The organism is Micromonospora sp. DT48, assembly GCF_049844495.1.
Lineage (GTDB): Bacteria > Actinomycetota > Actinomycetes > Mycobacteriales > Micromonosporaceae > Micromonospora.
This window is the reverse complement of record NZ_JBNCLE010000008.1, coordinates 378,937-398,231: the sequence shown is the minus strand read 5'-3', so window position 1 is coordinate 398,231 and position 19,295 is coordinate 378,937. Positions and strand designations below refer to the sequence as shown.

Sequence of the window (19,295 nt, the reverse complement as noted above, 5' to 3'; positions counted from 1 at the left end):
GTTCCCCCGCGGGCCGGCCGCGGGTTTCGTTTTTTTCGCTCCAAATCGCGTGCGTGCGCTGGTAGTGGGGGGGGGGGGGCGGGGGGGGAGCGCCGCCCGGACCACCGGGTTCACGTCAGGCGGCCTGATCGCCGCGCATCACCCCGCTGCGGGAGGGTCCCGTTGACAAAATCGTCACCCGCAGCACTTGCCCAGAACGCTATTTCCACGCTGAAGGGTCATCCAGGAGATTGACCGGCAGTTGACCGGCAGGAAGCTGCCGCCGGCACCGTGCGCGGCGCGTTTCGGCGGGTGGAGACGGGGAATGTCGCGGCACTCTCTCGTCCGAGAGCGGTGTTTGAGGAGGCCCGGCCGGAAAGGCGATCCAGGTGAGCACAGAGCACATCGGCACCTTCGTGCCGGAGGACCCGTGGCCGCTGCCCCGTGACGCCACCGTCGCGGACCACATGGTGCAACGTCTCGCCTGCTGGGGCGTACGCCGCTACTTCGGCTTCCCCGGCGACGGCATCAACGGGATGACCTCGGCCTTGCAACGCACCGCCGAGAAGGTGCAGTTCGTCCAGGTACGCCACGAGGAGACCGCCGGGTTCGCCGCCTCGGCACACGTCAAGTACGGCGGCGGACCACTCGGCGCGGTGCTGGTCACCAGCGGCCCGGGTGCTATCCACGCGCTCAACGGTCTCTACGACGCGAAGCTGGATCACCAACCGGTGGTCGCCCTGGTCGGGCACACCGCGCTCACCGCCGAGGGCGGCGGCTACTACCAGGAGGTGGACCTGCTCGCCCTCTACAAGGACGTGGCGGCGGCGTTCCTGGCCCAGCTCGACCACCCGTCCCAGGTACGCCACCTGGTGGATCGGGCGTGCCGGACCGCGTTGGCCCGGCGTACCGTCACCGCCCTGGTGTTGCCGCTCGACGTGCAGGACCTGCCGGCGGTGCCCAACCCGCCGCACGCGCACGGCTTCTTCCACACCAGCAGCGTGCCGAGCAGCGGCCCGACGGTGCCGCCGGAGGCGGACATCCGGCACGCCGCCGAGGTGCTCGGCAGCGGCGAGCGGGTGGCCATGCTGGTCGGGCAGGGTGCGCTCGGCGCGGAGAACGAGGTACACGAGATCGCCCACCGCCTCGGCGCGGGCGTGGCGACCGCACTGCTCGGCTTCACCGCCGTGGACCACCGGGAGCCGTGGGTGACCGGTGCCATCGGTCTGCTCGGCACCCGCCCCAGCTGGCAGCTGATGAACGAGTGCGACCGGCTGCTCATCGTCGGCAGCAACATGCCGTACTCGGAGTTCTACCCGCCGCCCGGGCAGGCGCGGGCGGTGCAGATCGACCACGACGGCACCCAACTGGGACTGCGCTACCCGACCGAGGTGAACCTGACCGGTGACGCCGCGCCCACCCTGCGGGCGCTGCTGGCCGCGCTCGGCCCCGGCCCGGGACCGACCCGGTGGCGACAGACCATCGCCGGGGCCACCGCCGCGTGGCGGCAGTCGCAGCGGGAACTGGCCGAGCAGAACGCCGACCCGGTCAACCCGCAGCTGCTCTTCGCCCGCCTCAGCGACCGCCTGCCCGACGACGTGATGCTCGCCGTCGACTGCGGCACCACCACCGCCTGGTACGCCCGGCACCTCAAGGTCCGCCCGGGGATGCTGGCCAGTCTGTCCGGCACCCTGCTGTCCATGGGCGGCGCGATGCCGTACGCCCTGGCGGCCAAGTTCGCCCACCCGCAGCGCCCGCTGGTGGCCCTGATCGGCGACGGTGCGATGCAGATGAACGGGGTCAACGAGCTGATCACCGTGGCGAAGTACTGGCAGAGCTGGGCCGACCCACGGTTCGTGGTGCTGGTGCTCAACAACCGCGATCTGGCGTTCGTCAGCTGGGAGCAACGCTCCACCGAGGGCACCCCGATGTTCCCGGACAGCCAGCAGTTGCCCGACATCGCGTACCACCGGTGGGGTGAGGTGCTGGGGATGCGCGGCGAGCTGGTCGACCACCCGGACCAGGTGGCCGACGTGTGGGACCGGGCGCTGAACGCCGACCGCCCCACGGTGATCAACGCGCTGGTCGACCCCGCCGAGCTGATGATGCCGCCACACTTCACCGCCGAGCAGGCCCGCAAGACGGCCGCCGCCGTGCTGCGCGGTGACACCGACTGGGCCGGCATCATCCGCCGCGGCATTCCCACCGTCATGACCACCTACCGCCCCCGCCCCTCCTCCCGCTGACCGCCCCACCACCACCCTTCGCGTTGATCAAGAAGTTTTGGTCGGCTGAGGCCCCATTCATGACCAAAACTTCTTGATCAACGGTGCGCAGGGTGGGGGGTGGGGGGGGTTGGGGGGTGGGGGGGTGGGTTAGCGGCGGTTTTGGAGCCAGGGGAGGAAGTCGGAGAGGGGGTTGTCGGGGGCCCGGCGGGGCGGGGTGCGAGGGTCGGGTTCGACGGGGCGGCGCGGGGTGCCGACCACCTCCCGGCTGGGCGGGGTGAACGCCTGCTCCGGCTGACCGTCGACCGCCGTGGCGATGATCCGGGCGACCGCGTCGATCACCCGGGCCTGCACGGCGGCGCCGACCGAGTCGGTGGGGTCGTCCGGGTTGGCCGCGATACCGGCGACCGCCACCTGCGGGGTGTACCCGACGAAGCTCTCCGTGGCGGCCCGGTCCGAGCTACCGGTCTTGCCGGCCACCGGGCGCCCGTCGAGGATCCGGTTCACGGCGGTGGCGGTACCGCCGTTGCACTGCCCGAAGGCGGACTGCTGCCCCACCGGGCAGCGGGCCGCGTCGGTGGCGGCGCGGGCCACGTCGGCGTCAAGCACCCGTCGGCAGGACGGGTCACCGAGGGCCAGCCGCTGGCCGTCCGGCCCGGTCACCGACACCACCGGCAGCGGCGCGCAGTACGTCCCCTCCGCCGCCACGGTCGCGTACGCGTTGGCCAGGTCGAGCGGGGTGGTGGCGGCCACGCCCAGGGTGAACGCACCCCAGTCGGCCGCGTCGTCGGCGGCGAAGCGGGCGTCGGCCTCGGCGCGGAAGGTGATGCCCAGCCGCTGCGCCATCTCGACCACCTTCTCCGGCCCCACCTGCTCGGCCAGCCACACGAAGTAGGTGTTCACCGAGCGGCCGAAGCCGTCCCACATCATCCGGTAGCCGTCCATCCACTCCGGGTTGGCGTTGGCCGGGCACCAGCGGCCACCGCAGCTGCTCTCCCCCTCGGCCGCGTATCGGGTGGGCAGCCGACTGGGCGCGTCGAAGCCGGTGGACAGGGTACGACCGGACTCCAGCGCGGCAAGCATGGTGAACAGCTTGAACGTGGAACCGGCCTGGTAGCCGGCCACCCCGGCACCGCCGGAGATCAACGGGTTGACGGTGTTCGGGTAGTTCGCCTGCCCGTCGGGGTTGGCGTCGAGGCTGTAGTGGCGGTTGACCGCCATCGCGAGGACCCGACCGGTGCCGGGCTCCACGGCGGCGATCGGCACCGCGCGCGGGTTGTCGTACCCGTAGATGCCGATCGCCTGGCGCTGCGCGGTGGCCTGGAGCTGCGGGTCCAGCGTCGTCACCACGTGGTAACCGCCGCGTCGCAGCGCCTGCTCCCGCTCCTGCACGGTGTCACCGAACTCCGGCTGGGCGACCCACCAACGGCGCAGGTAGTCGCAGAAGAAGCCCCATCCGTCGCGTCCACCGGCGGTGGCGGCGCAGCCGTTGGGCTGCTCACTCGGCTTCAAGGTCAGCTTCTCGGCGCGGGCCTCGGCGGCCTGCTCGGCGGTGATCGCCCCGGTGGCGACCATCGAGTCCAGCACGTACGCCCGACGGGCCAGCGCCGCGTCGGCGTCACCGTCGATCGGGCTGTACGCCTCCGGCGACTGCACCAGTCCGGCCAGCAGGGCCGCCTCGGCGAGGGTCAGGTCGGCCGGCGCCTTGGAGAAGTAGCGCTGGCTCGCGGCGGCGACCCCGTACGCCCCGGAACCGAAGTAGGCGATGTTGAGGTAGCGGCTGAGGATCTCGTCCTTGCCGAGCCGCTGCTCCAACGCGTTGGCGTACCGGATCTCCTGGATCTTGCGCCCGATGGTCGGTTCGGTGGCCGCCGCCCGCTCCTCCGCCGTACGGCTCGGGTCGGTCTTCAGCACGTTGCGCACGTACTGCATGGTCAGCGTCGAGCCGCCCTGCCCGGTGCCCTCGGTGACGTTGCTGACCAGGGCGCGCGCCATGCCGCGCAGGTCGACCCCGCCGTGGTCGTAGAAGCGGCGGTCCTCGGCCGCCACGATCGCCTGACGCATCACCGGCGCGATCTCCGCCAGCGCCACGTCGGTGCGGTTGACGTCGTAGAACGTGGTGATCAACGTCTTGCCGTCGTTGGCGTAGAGGAACGACCGCTGCGGGGTGACCGGGGTCCGCAACGCGTCCGGCAGCGCGGCGTAGTTCCCGAGCGCCGCCTGTGCGGCGAACCCGAGCAGCAGGTTTCCCGGCAGTGCGGCGACCGCCAGGACCAGGCCGGCGAGTACGCCGGCCAGTACGACGGTGAACAGCCGCGACAGCGGCGTAGGGGTGGCCATGGTCACCAGGATTGCCGCGAAAGCCGCGTTCCGGCCACCACATTTGGCCATTTGTCAGGCAATTCACCGCTAGTTGCCAGCCACCTGCGCCCTCGTCGGCCTGACCATCGGATCGTCATTCGGACAGCCGACGCAGCCGGTCGCAGAGCCGACATCGTCAGGCTGCTCCCAGCGGCCCCGCGCCGCCCGGCCCCATCGGCGCGCTCGGACCGGCGGTCGCCACGCTGGCGCTGGTGGCGTCCCGGAGGATCTCCCGGGGCAGCAGGCGGCCCGAGCGGTAGCAGATGCCGATACCGGAGATCAGCACGAAGATCGCGCCGAAGGTCTGCAATGATCCGATCAACGCACCGCCGAGGCCGAGCAGCGGACTGGCGATCATCAGCATCACCCCGTCGCCGATGCTGAACATCCCCGAGCGGGCCACCGCCCACCCGGTGAGCAGCCAGCCGGCGCTGTAGCAGGTGGCGCCGAGCAGCACCAGCGACCGGGCGGTGGTGCCGAAGACCGGGGTCTGCTCGGACAGCCCGGCGAAGGGCAGCATGAGCACCGTGCCGGCGATGCTGACCAGCAGGCCGGACACCGCGGCGTGCCGACTGCGGGTGGCGGCGAGCAGCCCGGTCAGCCCGAGCAGGGCCAGCAGGCCGAGCCAGACCGCGGCCACCCAGCCGATCAGGTACAACGCCCGCCCGTCGGCGGGATACGGGTCGTTGCCCACCCCGCCGTCGCTGGCCATCGCCACCGCGCCGTAGAGGATCGCGTACGCCGGCAGCAGCCAGACCGCAGCACGGGCCAGCCGCCGCAGCGACCAGGCCCAACTGGCGTTGGTGGCGGGTCCGGGCGGCGGCGGTTCGTCGACGAAGGGGAGCACGCCGAATCCCCCACCGGTACGCCGGGTGCCGATCGGGCCCTTCGGGTCGTGGGCTCCGGGCACCTCCGGCGTGGACCACAACCGCCGCACCGGCTCCATGCGTCACCTCGCTCATCCCCGAGCGGCGCCGGGACACGCCGAGGCGCCCCGATGCCTGGTCACCACCCGTACTAGGACTGATGGTGGCAGGCACCGGAGCGCCTCGTGAGTCATTCTCGCGTTTGTCCGGATCCGCCCGCTCGACCGAAGCCGACCGGACGGAGCGGGGCAGCGCAAATCGAACGGGGCGGGCCGGGTCAGGACGGCCCGCCCCGCGATCTCAGCCGCGCTCGCGCTGGTCCGGTGCGTTGTCGAGCAGGCTCGCCGGGGAGACCGGCTCCGGCGCGGGCAGCCCCTGCGGGCCCTTACCGCCGGTGGCCTGCGCCTCGGCGACGCGTACCTCGTCGTGGATCTCCTGGGCCGCGAGCGCGGCGGCCTGCGCGGCCTCTGCGGCCTCCCGCTCCACCGCGCTGGCGTCGTCGGAGGCCTCCTTGGTCGGCGCGTCGCCGACCATCTGGCTCAGCCCACCGAGAGCGCCACCCATGCCCTCCAGCGCCTTGGTCAGCTCGGCCGGCACGATCCACACCTTGTTGGCCGTGCCGTTGGCGATCTGCGGCAGGGCCTGGAGGTACTGGTACGCGAGCACCTTCTGGCTCGGGTTGGCCTGGTGGATGGCGTCGAACACGGTCCGGATCGCCTTCGCCTGACCCTCGGCCTGGAGGATGCGGGCCTGCCGGTCACCGTCGGCGCGCAGCACCGCCGCCTGCTTCTCACCCTCGGCCGAGAGGATCTGCGACTGCTTGTGCCCCTCGGCGTTGAGGATCGCCGCCCGGCGGTCCCGCTCGGCGCGCATCTGCTTCTCCATCGAGTCGCGGATGCTCGGCGGCGGCTCGATCGCCTTGATCTCCACCCGGGTCACCTTGATGCCCCAGCGGCCGGTGGTCTCGTCGAGCACTCCGGAGAGGTGACGGTTGATCTCCTCGCGGCTGGTCAGCGCCCGCTCCAGGTCCAGCGAGCCGATCACGTTACGCAGCGTCGTGACGGTCAGCTGCTCGATCGCCTGGAGGAAGTTGGAGATCTCGTAGGTGGCCCGGACCGAGTCGACCACCTTGAAGTAGAGGACGGTGTCGATCGACACGACCAGGTTGTCAGAGGTGATCACCGGCTGCGGCGGGAAGCTGACCACCTGCTCGCGCATGTCGACCTTGGTACGCACCGCGTCGATGAAGGGCACAAGGATGTTCAGGCCAGGATTCAACGTGCGCTTGTACCGGCCGAGCCGCTCAACCACGTCCTGCCGCTGCTGCGGCACGATCCGCACCGACTTGGCCAGGGTGACCACCGCGATCAGCGCCACCGCTATCAATAGGGCGGGAACTACGAGTTCCATCGTTCACCTTTCACCTTCGGGTAGCTCACCGGGAGTAGTGACGTCCCGCCAGACCAGGGCTACCGCTCCCTTGACCTGGATAACCTGCACCCGTTCGCCGGGTGCCAAAACCTGAGTGGCGTCGTAGGCGCGAGCAGTCCACACCTCGCCGTCGATCTTCACCATGCCCTGATCGGCGTCCACCTGCTCCAGAACCAGGGCGGTCGAGCCCTCGATCGCCTCGATCCCGAAGGTGGTGTTGTCCTCACTGTCGGAGCTGGTCTGCCGGTGTCGTTGTACCACCGGCCGCGCGGCGAAGACAGTCAGCGCGGAGACGACCGCGAAGACCACCGCCTGCACGGCCACCGGTGCGCCGAGCGCGGCGGCACCCGCGGCGGCGAACGCGCCGACCGCGAACATGATCAGAAACAGGGTCGCCGTGAAGACCTCAGCGACCGCCAGCACCACACCCAGAACGATCCACAGCACGGCATCCACGTAACGATCGTGACATGTCCGTGCACGTGTCATCGAACTGTCATGATCTCAGAGCGATCATCGCCGACACCGAGGGAGACTTCGTGCCGCTGAGTCCCGAAACGGCCCGACAGGTCGACGCCATGGTGACCGACGCGCAGTCCGCCGGCCACGTCCCGTCGCTGATCATCGGCGTGGTCCGTGACGGTGCGCTGGTGCACCTGTCCACCGCCGGCACGCAGCCGTGCCCCGACGCCGACCTGCAGTACCGCATCGGCTCGATCACCAAGACGATGACCGCCGTGCTGGTCATGCGGGAACGCGACGCCGGCCGGCTGACCCTGGACGACCCGCTGCGCAAGCACCTGCCGGAGATCGGCGCGGCCGGCGCGGTCACCCTGCGGCAACTACTCGGGCACGCCGGTGGGCTGCAACGCGAACCCGACGGTCCGTGGTGGGAACGCAGCGAGGGCGTCGACCTGGACACCCTGCTGGCCGGGTTCACCGCCGCGAAGATCGCGCACCCGCCGCACCGCGTCTGGCACTACTCCAACCTGGCGTACGGGCTGCTCGGCGGGGCGCTGGAACGGATCACCGGTACGCCCTGGGCGCAGCTGGTGCGGGAGCGCATCCTCGATCCGCTCGACCTGCGCCGCACCACGTACGCGGCGACCGAGCCGTTCGCCCGGGGCTACGTGGTGCACCCGTGGTACGACACGCTGCGGGAGGAGCCGCGTACCGACACCCGGTCGATGGCACCGGCCGGTCAGCTCTGGTCCACCGTCACGGACCTCGCCCGCTGGGCGGCCTTCCTCGCCGAACCGGACCCGGCGGTGCTCGACCCCGCCACCCTCGACGAGATGTGTGTACCGGTGATCCTCAGCGACGTGGACTCCTGGCGCGGCGGGTACGGCCTCGGCATCCAGCTCACCCGCGAGGGCGACCGGGTCCACGTCGGGCACGGCGGTTCGATGCCCGGCTACCTCGCCACGGTGGCGGTGCACCGCCCCAGCCGCACCGGCGTCGTCGGCTTCGCCAACGCCTACGGCTTCCGCACCGGGGGGATCGGGCCACTCGGCCACCGGATCCTCACCCAGGTGCTCGACGCCGAGCCGGTGCCGGCCCGGCCGTGGTCACCGGCCGGGACGCCGCCCCCGGCCGACCTGGCCGAGCTGACCGGCCGCTGGTGGTGGATGGGTATCCCGCTCGACGTCAGCTGGGACGCGGCGACCGGCGAGCTGGTCGGCGCCCTGCGCGGCGACCGGATCAGCCGCTACGCCCCGGACGGCCTCGACCGCTGGCGCGGTGTCGGCGGCGTCGAGAACGGCGAGGTGCTGGCCGTGCGGCGTGACGAGACCGGCAGCCCGGTCGCCCTCGACATCGCCACCTTCGTATTCACCCGCACCCCCGACGACGAACCCTGACCGGCCCGCCCTGACCCGTCAGGGCGGGGTGGACCGGACCACCACGGCCTCCGGCACCGGTGGCGGTGGTGGTGACGACGGCCGCTGCCGGGCCAGGCGGCGCACCGCGGTGTTGATCACCGCGATCAACGGTACGGCGACCAGCGCACCGACGATGCCCTCCAGGACCACTCCGGCGGTCACCGCCAGCACCACCGGCAACGGGTGCAGCGCCACCGCCCGACCCATGATCCACGGTTGCAGGACGTTGCCCTCCACCTGCTGCACCACGACCACGGCCCCGAGGATGATCAACGCGGTGACCCAGCCGCCGTCGACGAGGGCCACCAGGACCGCGACCGCGCCGGACAGCGTGGCACCGACGATCGGAATGAACGCGCCGAGGAAGACCAACGCCGTCAGCGGGAAGGCGAACGGCACGTCGAACAGCACGAGCGCGATGCCGATGCCCACCGCGTCGATGAACGCCACCAGCACCGTGGCACGTACGTAGGCGACCAGGGTCTGCCAGGAGGCGCGCCCGGCGTCGTCGACCCGCCAGCGCGCGGCGACCGGGAACAGCCCGACCAGGAAGCGCCACAGCCGGTCCCCGTCCCGCAGGAAGAAGAAGGTGGCGAACAGCACCAGCAGCGCGCCGGTGAACACCTCGACCACGGTGCCGGCCGTCGATATCGCGTTGCTGGTCAACGCCTGCGAGTTCTCGTTGATCCAGTTCTGTCCAGCCTCGATGTACCGGTCGAGTTGCCCGTCGGAGAGATTCAGCGGGCCGTCGCGCAGCCAGTCCTGGATCTGCCCGATGCCGGCCGCGGCGCTGGAACTCAGCTCGGGCAGGCCCGCGATGAACTCGTTGACCACCAGGGTCAACGTGCCGACCACCGCGGCCAACCCGCCGATGAGCACCACGGCGGTGGCCAGCGTACGCGGGAAGCGGGCCCGCAACAGCCAACCGACGGCCGGCGCCAACAGGGCGGCGAGCAGCAACGCCACCAGCAACGGGACGATGACGACCCGGACCGCGCCGAAGACCCGCAGCAACGCCCAGCCGAGAAGCCCGATGACGATGATCCGCCACGACCAGGCGGCGGCGATCCGCAGGCCCCTCGGCACGTCCGCGTCGTCGCGGCTCGTGGTGGACACGGCCGGTTCGCCCGTCGGCGACACCGGTTCCAGGATCGGCCGATCGCGTTCGGCGGCCTCCTCGGCGCGCCGCGCGCTCTCCCGCTCCCGAGCCGTACGCACCGACTCGCGTCCCTTCGCGTACGCCTGACGCAACCGCTGCCGCAGTTGCCCGAACCGGCTCACGTGTGCACCCCCGGGGTGGTAGGGATCAGGTCGTTCACGGTAACGGTCGCCGACCATGTCGGCCGCGCGAGTGGGTCAGTCCGGCTCGGTCACGAAGTCGATCAGCCGTTCCATCGCGTTGATCAATGGCGTCTCCACGTCGGCGAAGCTGTTGACCCGGGACAGGATGTGCCGCCACATGTCGGCCGGCTCGGCCACACCGAGCGCGGCGCAGACGCCCTCCTTCCACGGCTGCCCGGGGGGCACCACCGGCCACTCCGCGATGCCCACCGCAGCGGGCCGCACCGACTGCCACACGTCGATGTAGGGGTGACCGGTGACCAGGACATGCGGCGAGTTGACCTGGGCCACGATGCGGCTCTCCTTGGAGCCCGGTACGAGGTGGTCGACCAGCACGCCGAGCCGGCGACCCGGCCCAGGGCCGAAGTCGCGTACCTCGGCGGCGAGGGCGTCGATGCCGGACAGCGGCTCCACCACCACACCCTCGATGCGCAGGTCGTCGCCCCAGATCCGCTCGACGAGGGCGGCGTCGTGCACACCCTCGACCCAGATCCGGCTGGCCCGCGCCACCCGCGCGCGGACCCCGTCGACCGCGATCGAGCCCGACGCGGTACGCCGCCGGGCCGCCGGCACCGACGGCCGAGTGGGCCGACGCAGGGTGACCGGACGGCCGTCGAGCAGGAACGCCGCCGGTAGCAGTGGGAAGTTGCGCCGTCGGCCGTGCCGGTCCTCCAGCACCACGGCGCCGGACTCGAAGCCGACGACCGCCCCGCAGAAACCCGACTCGGCGTCCTCGACCACGAGGTCGATCTCGGCGTCGACCTCCGGGGTCACCGTCCGCCGCCGCCAGTTGCCCGCCAACACGTCCTCGCCGTACCGCCGCCCCATCCCGTCACGCTAATCCCCCTCCCCGACACCCCCCAACCGCGACACACCCCGCCCTCCCTCCCAATCGCGATCATGCGGTTGTGGTATGTCACAAACGGCGTGAACATCGACGTACCGCCCAGACCACTGCCTGATCGGCGCGGCGGGGAGGTGGGGGCGCGGCAGTCGAGACAGGGGCGGTGGTCACCACGTACTCTTTCCGCATGTCCACCCCCGCTGCGGGTGCGGCCATCCTCGCGCCGCGCCGGTCGAGCCGGTTCGTTGCCTGGGTGCGCGCGTGGCGCGCCGGGCTGGTGCCCTTCGACGAGGTCGCCGAGGCGGTCGCCGGCACCGAGGAGCACCTGGTCGCCGACGCGCCCGGCACCTGGACGGACGTGCCGCTGCGGGAAGCGCTCCCCGCCCTGGCCAAACTCTCACCGGACGAGATCCGTCTGGTGCTGCCGGCACCGGGCGACCCGCGCGGCCTGCCCGGCCCGGGTGACTTCGCCGGTGCCGCGCTGCTCGCCGGTGAGGCCGTGATCGCCGGTCCACTGGGGCTGATCCCCGAGGTACGCGTACACACCTCCGGCTCCGGCGACACCTTCGAGACGGTGCTGTGGCGGGTCCACCCGCTGCCGGCCGACGCTCCCGCCGCCTGCCGTACCCTGCCCGGGGCCGCCGAGGCGGAGGCGGAGCTGGCCGCCGCGTTGGCCGACACCACCGCCGCGCTCACCCGGCTCGACGTGGCCCAGTGGCGGCCGGAGCTGGCCGGTGCGCTGGAGGCGTTGCGTCGCCCGGACGGCACCACCGATCTGCCCCCCGGCTTCGACCCCCGGTCGCGTCGGCTGTTCGCCCGCGCCGCCGTGCTCGACCGGGTCCTCGCCCTGGCCGGGCACGCCGCGCCCGGAGGCGCGATCAACAACTACGAGGCCCAGCAGCGCGACGCCGCCCTGCGCCCGCTCACCGCCGCCTGCCGCCAGGCGCTCGTCGCCGCCTGCAACGCACCCCTGCGCCCCTGACATCCCGCCACGCCCTCGACCCGCCACGCCCTCGGCCCGCCACGCCCTCGACCCGCCACGCCCTCGACCCGCCGCGGCGCGGCGGCGCTGCCGGGTGGCCGTCGACCGCGCTGCGGGGTCGCGGCGGCGGCGCTGCGGGGTCGCGGCGGCGGCGCTGCGGGGTCGCGGCGGCTCAGATCTCGTCGATCAGGTCGGCGACGGAGTTGACGATCCGGGAGGGCCGGTACGGGTAGCGTTCCGCCTCCACACGGGAGCTGATCCCGGTCAGCACCAGGATGGTCTCCAGCCCGGCCTCCAGACCGCAGAGGATGTCGGTGTCCATCCGGTCCCCGATCATCGCGGTGCTCTCCGAGTGCGCGTTGATGGTGTTCAGCGCCGAGCGCATCATCATCGGATTGGGCTTGCCGACGAAGTACGGCTCCACCCCGGTCGCCTTGGAGATCATCGCGGCCACCGAGCCGGCGGCCGGCAGGGCACCCTCCACCGAGGGGCCGGTGGCATCGGGGTTGGTGCAGATGAACCGGGCCCCGTCGTTGATCAGCCGGACCGCCTTGGTGATCGCCTCGAAGCTGTAGGTGCGGGTCTCCCCCAACACCACGTAGTCGGGAGCGAAGTCGCTGAGCACGTAGCCCACCGCGTGCAGCGCGGTGGTCAGCCCGGCCTCCCCGATGACGTACGCCGTGCCACCCGGCCGCTGGTCGGCCAGGAACTGGGCGGTGGCCAGGGCGGACGACCAGATCGCCTGCTCCGGCACGTCGAGGCCCATCCGGGCCAACCGGGCCTGGAGGTCACGCGGCGTGTAGATGGAGTTGTTGGTCAGCACCAGGAAGGGCTTGCCGGAGGTGCGCAGCCGCTTGATGAACTCCGGCGCGCCCGGCACCGGCTGGCCCTCGTGCACCAGGACCCCGTCCATGTCGGTGAGCCAACTCTCGACGGGCTTACGGTCCTTCATGATCATCCCCAGGGTGTGGTCGGGTCCGCCGCAACGGTCAGGAGGGGCGACGGGGCGGGACGCAGCAGACCGTGGGACAGGTGTCCCACATCGGTAGCTGGCCCAGACGACGGCGCAGCCGCGCCCCGTCCGGCTCGATGCGCTCCCGCACCAACTCCCGCACCATCGTCACGTAGCGGGGGTCGACGCCGGGGGTGGCGGCACGGACGAAGTCGATGCCGAGCCGTTTGGCCGTCTCCGACGCCTCGGTGTCCAGGTCCCACACCACCTCCAGGTGGTCGGAGACGAACCCGATCGGGCTGACCACCACGCCGGTCACGCCCTGCTCGGCGAGCGCCGCCAGGTGGTCGTTGATGTCCGGCTCCAACCACGGCACGTGGGGCGGGCCGGACCGGCTCTGCCAGACCAGGTCGTACGCCAGGTCCGGAGCCGCCGCCGCGTGCACCAGCCGGGCCGTCTCGGCGAGCTGGGCGGTGTACCGGCCACCGTGCGGGCCGGCGCTGTCGGCCGCCGAGATCGGCACCGAGTGCGCGGTGAAGACGAGCCGGGTGCTGTCCCGCCGGGCCGGGTCGAGCTGGGTCAACGCGGCACGCACCGCGTCGACGTGCGGCTCGACGAAGCCGGGATGATCCCAGAACTGGCGCAGCTTATCGATCACCGGCGCGTCCGGGCCGACCGCCGCCCGGGCGGCGGTGATGTCCTCCTGGTACTGCCGGCACGAGGAGTACCCGCCGAAGGCGCTGGTGACGAAGGCCAACGCCGACCGCACGCCGTCGTCACGCATCCGGGCCACCGTGTCGGCGAGCATCGGCTCCCAGTTCCGGTTGCCCCAGTACACCGGCAGGTCGAGCCCGTTGGCGGCGAAGTCGGCGCGGAGGGCCGCCAGCAGTTCCCGGCACTGCTGGTTGATCGGGGAGACTCCGCCGAAGTGCTGGTAGTGCTCGGCGACCTCGGCCAGCCGCTCCGGCGGGACTCCCCGTCCCCGGGTCACGTTCTGCAGGAACGGCATCACGTCGTCGGGCCCCTCCGGGCCGCCGAAGGACACCAGCACCACCGCGTCGTACGCCATGGGCCCATTGTCGCCGGTGACCGGCGCCACCTCCGCAACGCCCCCCGTTCCGGCCGCTACCGGCGCTCCGGCGGCTACCGGCGTTCCGGCGGTTAGTAAGGGGCCCCTGCTATACCGCAGGCGTTAACAGGGGGCCCTTCCTTACCCGCTAGGCGCCGATGGCGTGGTAGCCGCCGTCGACGTGCACGATCTCGCCGGTGGTCGCCGGGAACCAGTCCGACAGCAGGGCGAGACAGGCCCGCGCCGCCGGTTCCTGGTCGGTCAGGTCCCACCCGAGCGGGGCACGTCCGGCCCAGGCGTCCTCGAACTGCTCGAAGCCGGGGATGGACTTCGCGGCCATGGTCCGCAGCGGCCCGGCGGCCACCAGGTTGCTGCGGATGCCCTGCTTGCCCAGGTGCAGAGCGAGGTAGCGGGAGGCCGACTCCAGCCCGGCCTTGGCCACGCCCATCCAGTCGTACACCGGCCATGCCTGGGTGGCGTCGAAGGTCAGGCCGACCACCGAGCCGCCCGGCGACATCAACGGCAGCGCCGCGACGGCCAGGGACTTGTAGGAGTACGTCGAGACGTGCAGCGCCGTCGCCACGTCCTCCCAGGAGGCGTCGAGGAACCCGCCACCGAGGCAGCTCTGCGGGGCGAACCCGATCGAGTGCACCACCCCGTCGAGACCGTCGACGTGCTCGCGGACCTTGTCGGCCAGCCCGGCGAGGTGCTCGGGGTTGGTCACGTCCAGCTCGATCACGGGCGCCGGCTCGGGCAGCCGCTTGGCGATCCGCTCCACCAGTGACAGTCGGCCGTAGCCGGTGAGCACGACCTGGGCACCGTTCTCCTGGGCCAGCTTGGCCACCGAGAAGGCGATCGAGGCGTCGGTGATGACGCCGGTGACGAGCAGCCGCTTACCGGCCAGCAGTCCGGACATTTACGCTCATTCCTCCGTGCTCGATATTCAGTGGCCCATGCCCAGGCCGCCGTCGACCGGGATGACCGCGCCGGAGACGTACCCGGCGCTGTCGCCCGCCAGCCAGGTGACCACCGCAGCCACCTCGTCCGGAGCGGCCATCCGGCCCGCCGGGATCGAGTTGAGGATCTCGGTCTTGCGCTGGTCGGACAGCCCGGCGGTCATGTCGGTCTCGATGAAGCCCGGGGCGACGACGTTGGCGGTGATGTTCCGGCTGCCCAGCTCCCGGGTGATCGAACGGGCCACCCCGACCAGGCCGGCCTTGCTGGCCGCGTAGTTGACCTGACCCGCGCCGCCGGAGAGGCCGACCACCGAGGAGACGAAGATCATGCGGCCCCACCGGGCCCGCAGCATCCGGCCGGTGGCCCGCTTGGCGCAGCGGTACGCGCCGGTCAGGTTGGTGTCCAGCACCCGGGTGAACTGCTCCTCCGACATCCGCAGCAGCAGCGTGTCGTCGGTGATGCCCGCGTTGGCGACCAGCACCTCCACCGGCCCCAGTTCCGCCTCGACCGCGGTGAAGGCCGCATCCACCGACTCGGCGTCGGTGATGTCGCAGCGCACGCCGAACAGTCCGTCCGGTGCCCCACTGCCCCGGTGGGTGATCGCCACCCGGTCACCCTGCTTGGCGAAAGCCTGAGCGATGGCCAGCCCGATCCCCCGGTTGCCCCCGGTTACCAGCACAGTTCGCGACACAGTACGTCCCCTCCCCAATGATCGCTGCGGGTTGGAGACTAGGCGTTACCGAGCGGTAACCACTAACCACCGCAGGTCATCTCGCGTGCCGACCAGTCCACGGCACACCCGCGCCCACCACCGCCGCCCGGACGATCGACCGAGTGCGTCGAGCGCGCACCTCGGGTGTACGATGATCCGCGTTCGCGGGCCGCTCGGCGGCCCGTGCCGCCCGGAACCCGACCTCAGGAGGTGATCGCTGTGCCAGATAGCGATCCTCCCAGTCGTGGCCGGGCCGACCGCCAGCCACGCTGAGCCCCACTCCGCCTGAGCTGGCCCGCTCCCGCGCGTATCCGTTCCACCGCCCGGCAATCGCTTCCCGGCGGACGATCGCACGGATACCTCCGGACAGCAGCCCGGCCACGACTTCGCGTGCGCGTCCTGATCCACCCCTTTCGCGGTCCGCCGCCCGGACCGCCGAGCCGCCACGTCGGAGCTGTCATGAGCCGCTACGTCGCCCCGCTGGGCTTCACCCTCGCCGCCGTCTGGGTGGCCGTCCTGTTCGTCCTGGCCAGCGGAAACCACTGAGCCGGCACCGCCCCACGCCGTCGACGTGGGGCGGTCGCGTCGACCGGTCGGCAGCTCGCCGACTCGGTCAGATCATGCGGGAGGACCAGAGCAGGCTGAACGCACCCGCGCAGAGAGCCAGCAGCAGGGCGATGCCCGCGTACCACTGGGTGATCTCCCTCGGCTCGGTACGGAACCCGATCGAGCTGCCCATGTCCTGGTACACCTGCTTCAGCTCGTTGACCGTCGCCGCCTCGTAGAAGAAGCCTTCGGTGGTCTCGGCCAGCTCGGCCAACGCGAACCGGTCCACCGGCACCCGCTGCAACTGACCGCCGATGTCGACGTGACCCGCGTCGGTGCCGAAGGCGATGGTGGAGACCGGCACGTTCGCCGCCTGCGCGGCGGCAGCCGCCTCCTCCACCGAGCGTCCGGCCGTGCGGAAGCCGTCGGAGAGCAGCACGATCCGGGCCGGCGGGATACCGGCCGCCCCGTCGGCCGGCACCGTCCGGATCGCCTCCAGGCAGGTGAAGACCGCCTCGCCGGTCGCCGTCGCCTCGGCCAGCACCAGCCCGTCGATGGCACTGGTCACCGCGGGACGGTCCTTGGTCGGCGGCACCAGCACGTTGGCCGACTTGGCGAAGGAGACCAGCCCCACGTTGTACGTCTCCGGCAGCTCGGCGACGAACTGTTTGGCCGCCTCCTGGGCGGCCTCCAGCCGGTTCGGCGGAACGTCGTCGGCCTGCATCGACAGCGACACGTCGATGGCCAGCATGATGGTGGCCCGCTCCAGCGGCTCCCGGGTGTCCACCGCCGGTCGGGCCAGCGCCCCGGCCAGCACCAGCAGGGCCAGCAGGAACGCGGTGGCCGGCAGGTGCCGACGCCAGCCGAGCCCTTTCGGCGCCACGGTACGCAGCAGGTCCACGTTGGTGAACCGCAGCGCGTAGTCCCGTCGGCGCAGCTGCCGCCAGATGTACAGCGCGGCGAGGGCGAGCACCGGCAGCACGGCCAGCAGCCACCACGGTTGCAGCAAGCGAATCATCGTGTCGTCCCCCGGGTGCGGGCGTGCCGCGCAGCGGCCACGAAGCGCACCATGTCCAGCAGCCAGTCTCGGTCGGTACGCAGTCGCAGGTGGGCGGCGCCGGCCGCCCGCAACGCCGCGGAGATCTCCGCACGTTGGGCGGCGGCCGCCGCCGCGTAACGGTGCCGCAGGCGCGGATCGGCGGTCTGCACCTCGTGCAGTTCGCCGGTCTCCGGGTCGATCACCGGAAGCACGCCGACGTCGGGCAGCTCCAGCTCTCGCGGATCGACCACCTCGATCGCCAGCACGTCGTGTCGTACCCGCAGCTTGCGCAGCGGGCGCGCCCACTGGGCGGGCGGGGCGAGGAAGTCGGAGATCACCACGGCGACGCCCCGCCGCCGAGGTGGACGGTTGAGCATGTCCACCAGCGCGCCGAGGTCTCCCCGGCCCGGCCGGCTCTCGGTGCCGGCGATGGCCCGCAGCATCCCCTGGGCCTCCTTGCGCCCGGAGCGGGCCGGCAACCGGACCAGGCGACCCGGTCCCGCCGGTACGGCGGGTCGACCCCGCCGAGGCGCCGGGGTGTCCGCTCCGCTGCCCACGACGGCTCCGATGCGGTTGCCGCCCCGCACGGTCAGGTGCGTGATCGCGGCAGCCGCCGCGATCACCACGTCCCGCTTGAGCCACCGGCCGGTGCCGAAGTCCAGGCTCGCCGAGAGGTCCACCGCCAGCCAGGTCTCCAACTCGCGGTCGGCCACCGTACGCCGCACGTGCGCGGTGGTGGTGCGGGCGGTCACCGGCCAGTCCATCCGGCGTACGTCGTCGCCGGGACGGTACTCGCGCGACTCGCCGGCCTCGCTGCCCGGTCCGGGCAACAGGCCCGCGTAGTCACCCTGTAGAAGCCCGTCGAGCTTGCGGGTCACCATCAGTTGCAGCCGGGACAGCACGGCACCGGAACGGTTGGCGACCGCCAGGTGGTCCGGCTCGCCGGGTCGAGGGGTGGTCGATGTCACGGCCGCTGCCCGGGCCACCCCGAGGTAGGAGCCACCGCCCCGGCGGGCGGGGTGGCCTGCTGCCGGGGTGCCACCGACGGCAGCGGGATGGTCGACATCACCCGGTGCACCACGTGGTCGGCGGGAACGTCGTCGGCGAGCGCGTCGTAGCTGAGCACCAGCCGGTGCCGCAGGATGTCCGGCGCGATGTCCTGCACGTCCTGCGGCAGGGCGTAGTCCCGCCCGCGCAGCAGGGCCAGCGCCCGGGTGGCCCGCACCAGCCCGAGCGAGGCCCGGGGGCTGGCACCGTACTGGATCAGTTGCGCCACGTCGGGCATGCCGTGTTCCGCCGGCGCACGCGTGGCCAGCACCAGCCGGACCGCGTAGTCGACCAGGGCGTTGTGCACGAAGACCTGGTCGGCCTTGTGTTGCAGGGCGACCAGGTCGTCGGTGTCGAACACGGCGACGGGCTCGGGCGGGGCCACCCCCATCCGGTAGACGATCTCCCGCTCCTCGGCGTCGGTCGGATACCCCACGACGATCTTCATGAGGAAGCGGTCCCGCTGCGCCTCCGGCAGCGGATAGACCCCTTCCTGCTCGATCGGGTTCTGCGTCGCCATCACCAGGAACGGGTTCGGCACCCGGTGGCTCTCGCCGCCGATCGACACCTGCCGCTCGCTCATCACCTCCAGCAACGCGGACTGCACCTTGGCCGGGGCCCGGTTGATCTCGTCGGCGAGCAGGAAGTTGACGAAGACCGGCCCCAGCTCGACGTCGAACTTCTCACTGGACTGCCGGTAGATCCTGGTGCCCATGATGTCGGCCGGCACCAGGTCCGGGGTGAACTGCACCCGGGCGAACGACCCGCCGACCACCTTGGCGAGCGTCTCCACGGCGAGGGTCTTGGCCACTCCCGGTACGCCCTCCAGCAGACAGTGCCCACGGGCGAGCAGCGCGACGAACATTCGCTCGACCATCCGGTCCTGCCCGACGATCACCCGCTTGATCTCGAACAGCGCCCGCTCCAGCAGGGTGGCGTCCTGCGCCGGGGTGGTCGGCGGCGCGGACGCCTGCGGTTGTGCCCCGTTCGGCGGCGGGGCGTCGGGCGTGGTCGGCTGGGCCACTGGTCCTCCACAGCGTGATCGGTCGTCGCGGCGTGTGCGG

Annotated in this window: 17 protein-coding genes; 4 read left to right on the top strand and 13 right to left on the bottom strand. The window is 71.9% G+C overall.

Annotation, left to right across the window (positions count from 1 at the left end):
* Positions 1-368 precede the first annotated feature (368 nt).
* The gene (locus ACLQ2S_RS11865) at positions 369-2,225 is read left to right on the top strand and encodes a thiamine pyrophosphate-requiring protein (protein ID WP_309223312.1); all 1,857 of its coding nucleotides are present in this window, start codon (positions 369-371) and stop codon (positions 2,223-2,225) included.
* A gap of 129 nt (positions 2,226-2,354) precedes the next feature.
* Here the strand turns inward: ACLQ2S_RS11865 and ACLQ2S_RS11860 are convergent, their stop codons facing one another.
* From ACLQ2S_RS11860 to ACLQ2S_RS11845, 4 genes are all read right to left on the bottom strand, one after another.
* Entirely contained in the window at positions 2,355-4,544 is a 2,190-nt protein-coding gene (locus ACLQ2S_RS11860) for a transglycosylase domain-containing protein (RefSeq protein ID WP_425701675.1), read from the bottom strand.
* Positions 4,545-4,701: 157 nt separating this feature from the next.
* On the bottom strand, positions 4,702-5,511 hold the full coding sequence (locus ACLQ2S_RS11855; protein ID WP_425701674.1) for a hypothetical protein: 810 nt from the start codon (positions 5,509-5,511) through the stop codon (positions 4,702-4,704).
* A gap of 220 nt (positions 5,512-5,731) precedes the next feature.
* On the bottom strand, positions 5,732-6,841 hold the full coding sequence (locus ACLQ2S_RS11850) for an SPFH domain-containing protein (RefSeq protein ID WP_155218345.1): 1,110 nt from the start codon (positions 6,839-6,841) through the stop codon (positions 5,732-5,734).
* 3 nt (positions 6,842-6,844) lie between these two features.
* Entirely contained in the window at positions 6,845-7,318 is a 474-nt protein-coding gene (locus tag ACLQ2S_RS11845) for an NfeD family protein (protein ID WP_309223313.1), read from the bottom strand.
* An 83-nt stretch (positions 7,319-7,401) separates the two neighbouring features.
* Between ACLQ2S_RS11845 and ACLQ2S_RS11840 the strand changes: the two genes are divergently transcribed.
* The gene (locus tag ACLQ2S_RS11840; protein WP_309223358.1) at positions 7,402-8,721 is read left to right on the top strand and encodes a serine hydrolase domain-containing protein; all 1,320 of its coding nucleotides are present in this window, start codon (positions 7,402-7,404) and stop codon (positions 8,719-8,721) included.
* Positions 8,722-8,739: 18 nt separating this feature from the next.
* Here ACLQ2S_RS11840 and ACLQ2S_RS11835 read toward each other — a convergent pair whose 3' ends face one another.
* Both ACLQ2S_RS11835 and ACLQ2S_RS11830 read right to left on the bottom strand, forming a co-directional pair.
* Positions 8,740-10,023: an AI-2E family transporter gene (locus tag ACLQ2S_RS11835; RefSeq protein ID WP_309223314.1), complete on the bottom strand. Its 1,284-nt coding sequence runs from the start codon at positions 10,021-10,023 to the stop codon at positions 8,740-8,742.
* Between the two features lie 75 nt (positions 10,024-10,098).
* Positions 10,099-10,911: a DUF3097 domain-containing protein gene (locus ACLQ2S_RS11830; protein ID WP_155218352.1), complete on the bottom strand. Its 813-nt coding sequence runs from the start codon at positions 10,909-10,911 to the stop codon at positions 10,099-10,101.
* Positions 10,912-11,114: 203 nt separating this feature from the next.
* Here ACLQ2S_RS11830 and ACLQ2S_RS11825 point away from each other — a divergent pair, with 203 nt between their 5' ends.
* Positions 11,115-11,909, top strand: coding sequence for a hypothetical protein (locus ACLQ2S_RS11825; RefSeq protein WP_155218354.1), 795 nt, complete (start codon positions 11,115-11,117; stop codon positions 11,907-11,909).
* 172 nt (positions 11,910-12,081) lie between these two features.
* Here the strand turns inward: ACLQ2S_RS11825 and ACLQ2S_RS11820 are convergent, their stop codons facing one another.
* From ACLQ2S_RS11820 to fabG, 4 genes are all read right to left on the bottom strand, one after another.
* Complete coding sequence (locus ACLQ2S_RS11820; RefSeq protein WP_155218356.1) at positions 12,082-12,861, bottom strand: HAD-IIA family hydrolase; 780 nt, start codon at positions 12,859-12,861, stop codon at positions 12,082-12,084.
* Positions 12,862-12,898: 37 nt separating this feature from the next.
* Positions 12,899-13,930: a ferrochelatase gene (locus ACLQ2S_RS11815; RefSeq protein ID WP_155218358.1), complete on the bottom strand. Its 1,032-nt coding sequence runs from the start codon at positions 13,928-13,930 to the stop codon at positions 12,899-12,901.
* Positions 13,931-14,078: 148 nt separating this feature from the next.
* Positions 14,079-14,846 carry an enoyl-ACP reductase FabI gene (gene fabI, locus ACLQ2S_RS11810; RefSeq protein ID WP_155218360.1) on the bottom strand — a complete coding sequence of 256 codons (768 nt, stop codon included), beginning with the start codon at positions 14,844-14,846 and terminating at the stop codon, positions 14,079-14,081.
* A 27-nt stretch (positions 14,847-14,873) separates the two neighbouring features.
* Positions 14,874-15,578 (bottom strand): 3-oxoacyl-ACP reductase FabG, encoded by a 705-nt coding sequence (gene fabG / locus ACLQ2S_RS11805; protein ID WP_309223315.1) that lies wholly within the window; start codon positions 15,576-15,578, stop codon positions 14,874-14,876.
* 411 nt (positions 15,579-15,989) lie between these two features.
* Between fabG and ACLQ2S_RS11800 the strand changes: the two genes are divergently transcribed.
* Positions 15,990-16,145 (top strand): hypothetical protein, encoded by a 156-nt coding sequence (locus ACLQ2S_RS11800; protein WP_155218364.1) that lies wholly within the window; start codon positions 15,990-15,992, stop codon positions 16,143-16,145.
* Positions 16,146-16,212: 67 nt separating this feature from the next.
* Here the strand turns inward: ACLQ2S_RS11800 and ACLQ2S_RS11795 are convergent, their stop codons facing one another.
* Genes ACLQ2S_RS11795 through ACLQ2S_RS11785 form a run of 3 tightly spaced genes read right to left on the bottom strand, consistent with a single transcriptional unit; the run spans position 16,213 to position 19,255 of the window.
* Positions 16,213-17,163 carry a VWA domain-containing protein gene (locus tag ACLQ2S_RS11795; protein ID WP_425701673.1) on the bottom strand — a complete coding sequence of 317 codons (951 nt, stop codon included), beginning with the start codon at positions 17,161-17,163 and terminating at the stop codon, positions 16,213-16,215.
* The gene (locus ACLQ2S_RS11790; protein WP_375335340.1) at positions 17,160-18,170 is read right to left on the bottom strand and encodes a DUF58 domain-containing protein; all 1,011 of its coding nucleotides are present in this window, start codon (positions 18,168-18,170) and stop codon (positions 17,160-17,162) included. Before ACLQ2S_RS11790 ends, ACLQ2S_RS11795 begins: the two co-directional genes overlap by 4 nt.
* Positions 18,149-19,255: an AAA family ATPase gene (locus tag ACLQ2S_RS11785; RefSeq protein ID WP_309223317.1), complete on the bottom strand. Its 1,107-nt coding sequence runs from the start codon at positions 19,253-19,255 to the stop codon at positions 18,149-18,151. Before ACLQ2S_RS11785 ends, ACLQ2S_RS11790 begins: the two co-directional genes overlap by 22 nt.
* Positions 19,256-19,295 lie beyond the last annotated feature (40 nt).

Coding starts and splice junctions, on each gene's coding strand:
- ACLQ2S_RS11860 (WP_425701675.1), bottom strand. CDS start 4,544: ATGGCCACCCCTACGCCGCTGTCGCGGCTGTTCACCGTCGTACTGGCC.
- ACLQ2S_RS11855 (WP_425701674.1), bottom strand. CDS start 5,511: ATGGAGCCGGTGCGGCGGTTGTGGTCCACGCCGGAGGTGCCCGGAGCC.
- ACLQ2S_RS11850 (WP_155218345.1), bottom strand. CDS start 6,841: ATGGAACTCGTAGTTCCCGCCCTATTGATAGCGGTGGCGCTGATCGCG.
- ACLQ2S_RS11830 (WP_155218352.1), bottom strand. CDS start 10,911: ATGGGGCGGCGGTACGGCGAGGACGTGTTGGCGGGCAACTGGCGGCGG.
- ACLQ2S_RS11825 (WP_155218354.1), top strand. CDS start 11,115: ATGTCCACCCCCGCTGCGGGTGCGGCCATCCTCGCGCCGCGCCGGTCG.
- ACLQ2S_RS11820 (WP_155218356.1), bottom strand. CDS start 12,861: ATGAAGGACCGTAAGCCCGTCGAGAGTTGGCTCACCGACATGGACGGG.
- ACLQ2S_RS11815 (WP_155218358.1), bottom strand. CDS start 13,930: ATGGCGTACGACGCGGTGGTGCTGGTGTCCTTCGGCGGCCCGGAGGGG.
- fabI (WP_155218360.1), bottom strand. CDS start 14,846: ATGTCCGGACTGCTGGCCGGTAAGCGGCTGCTCGTCACCGGCGTCATC.
- ACLQ2S_RS11795 (WP_425701673.1), bottom strand. CDS start 17,163: ATGATTCGCTTGCTGCAACCGTGGTGGCTGCTGGCCGTGCTGCCGGTG.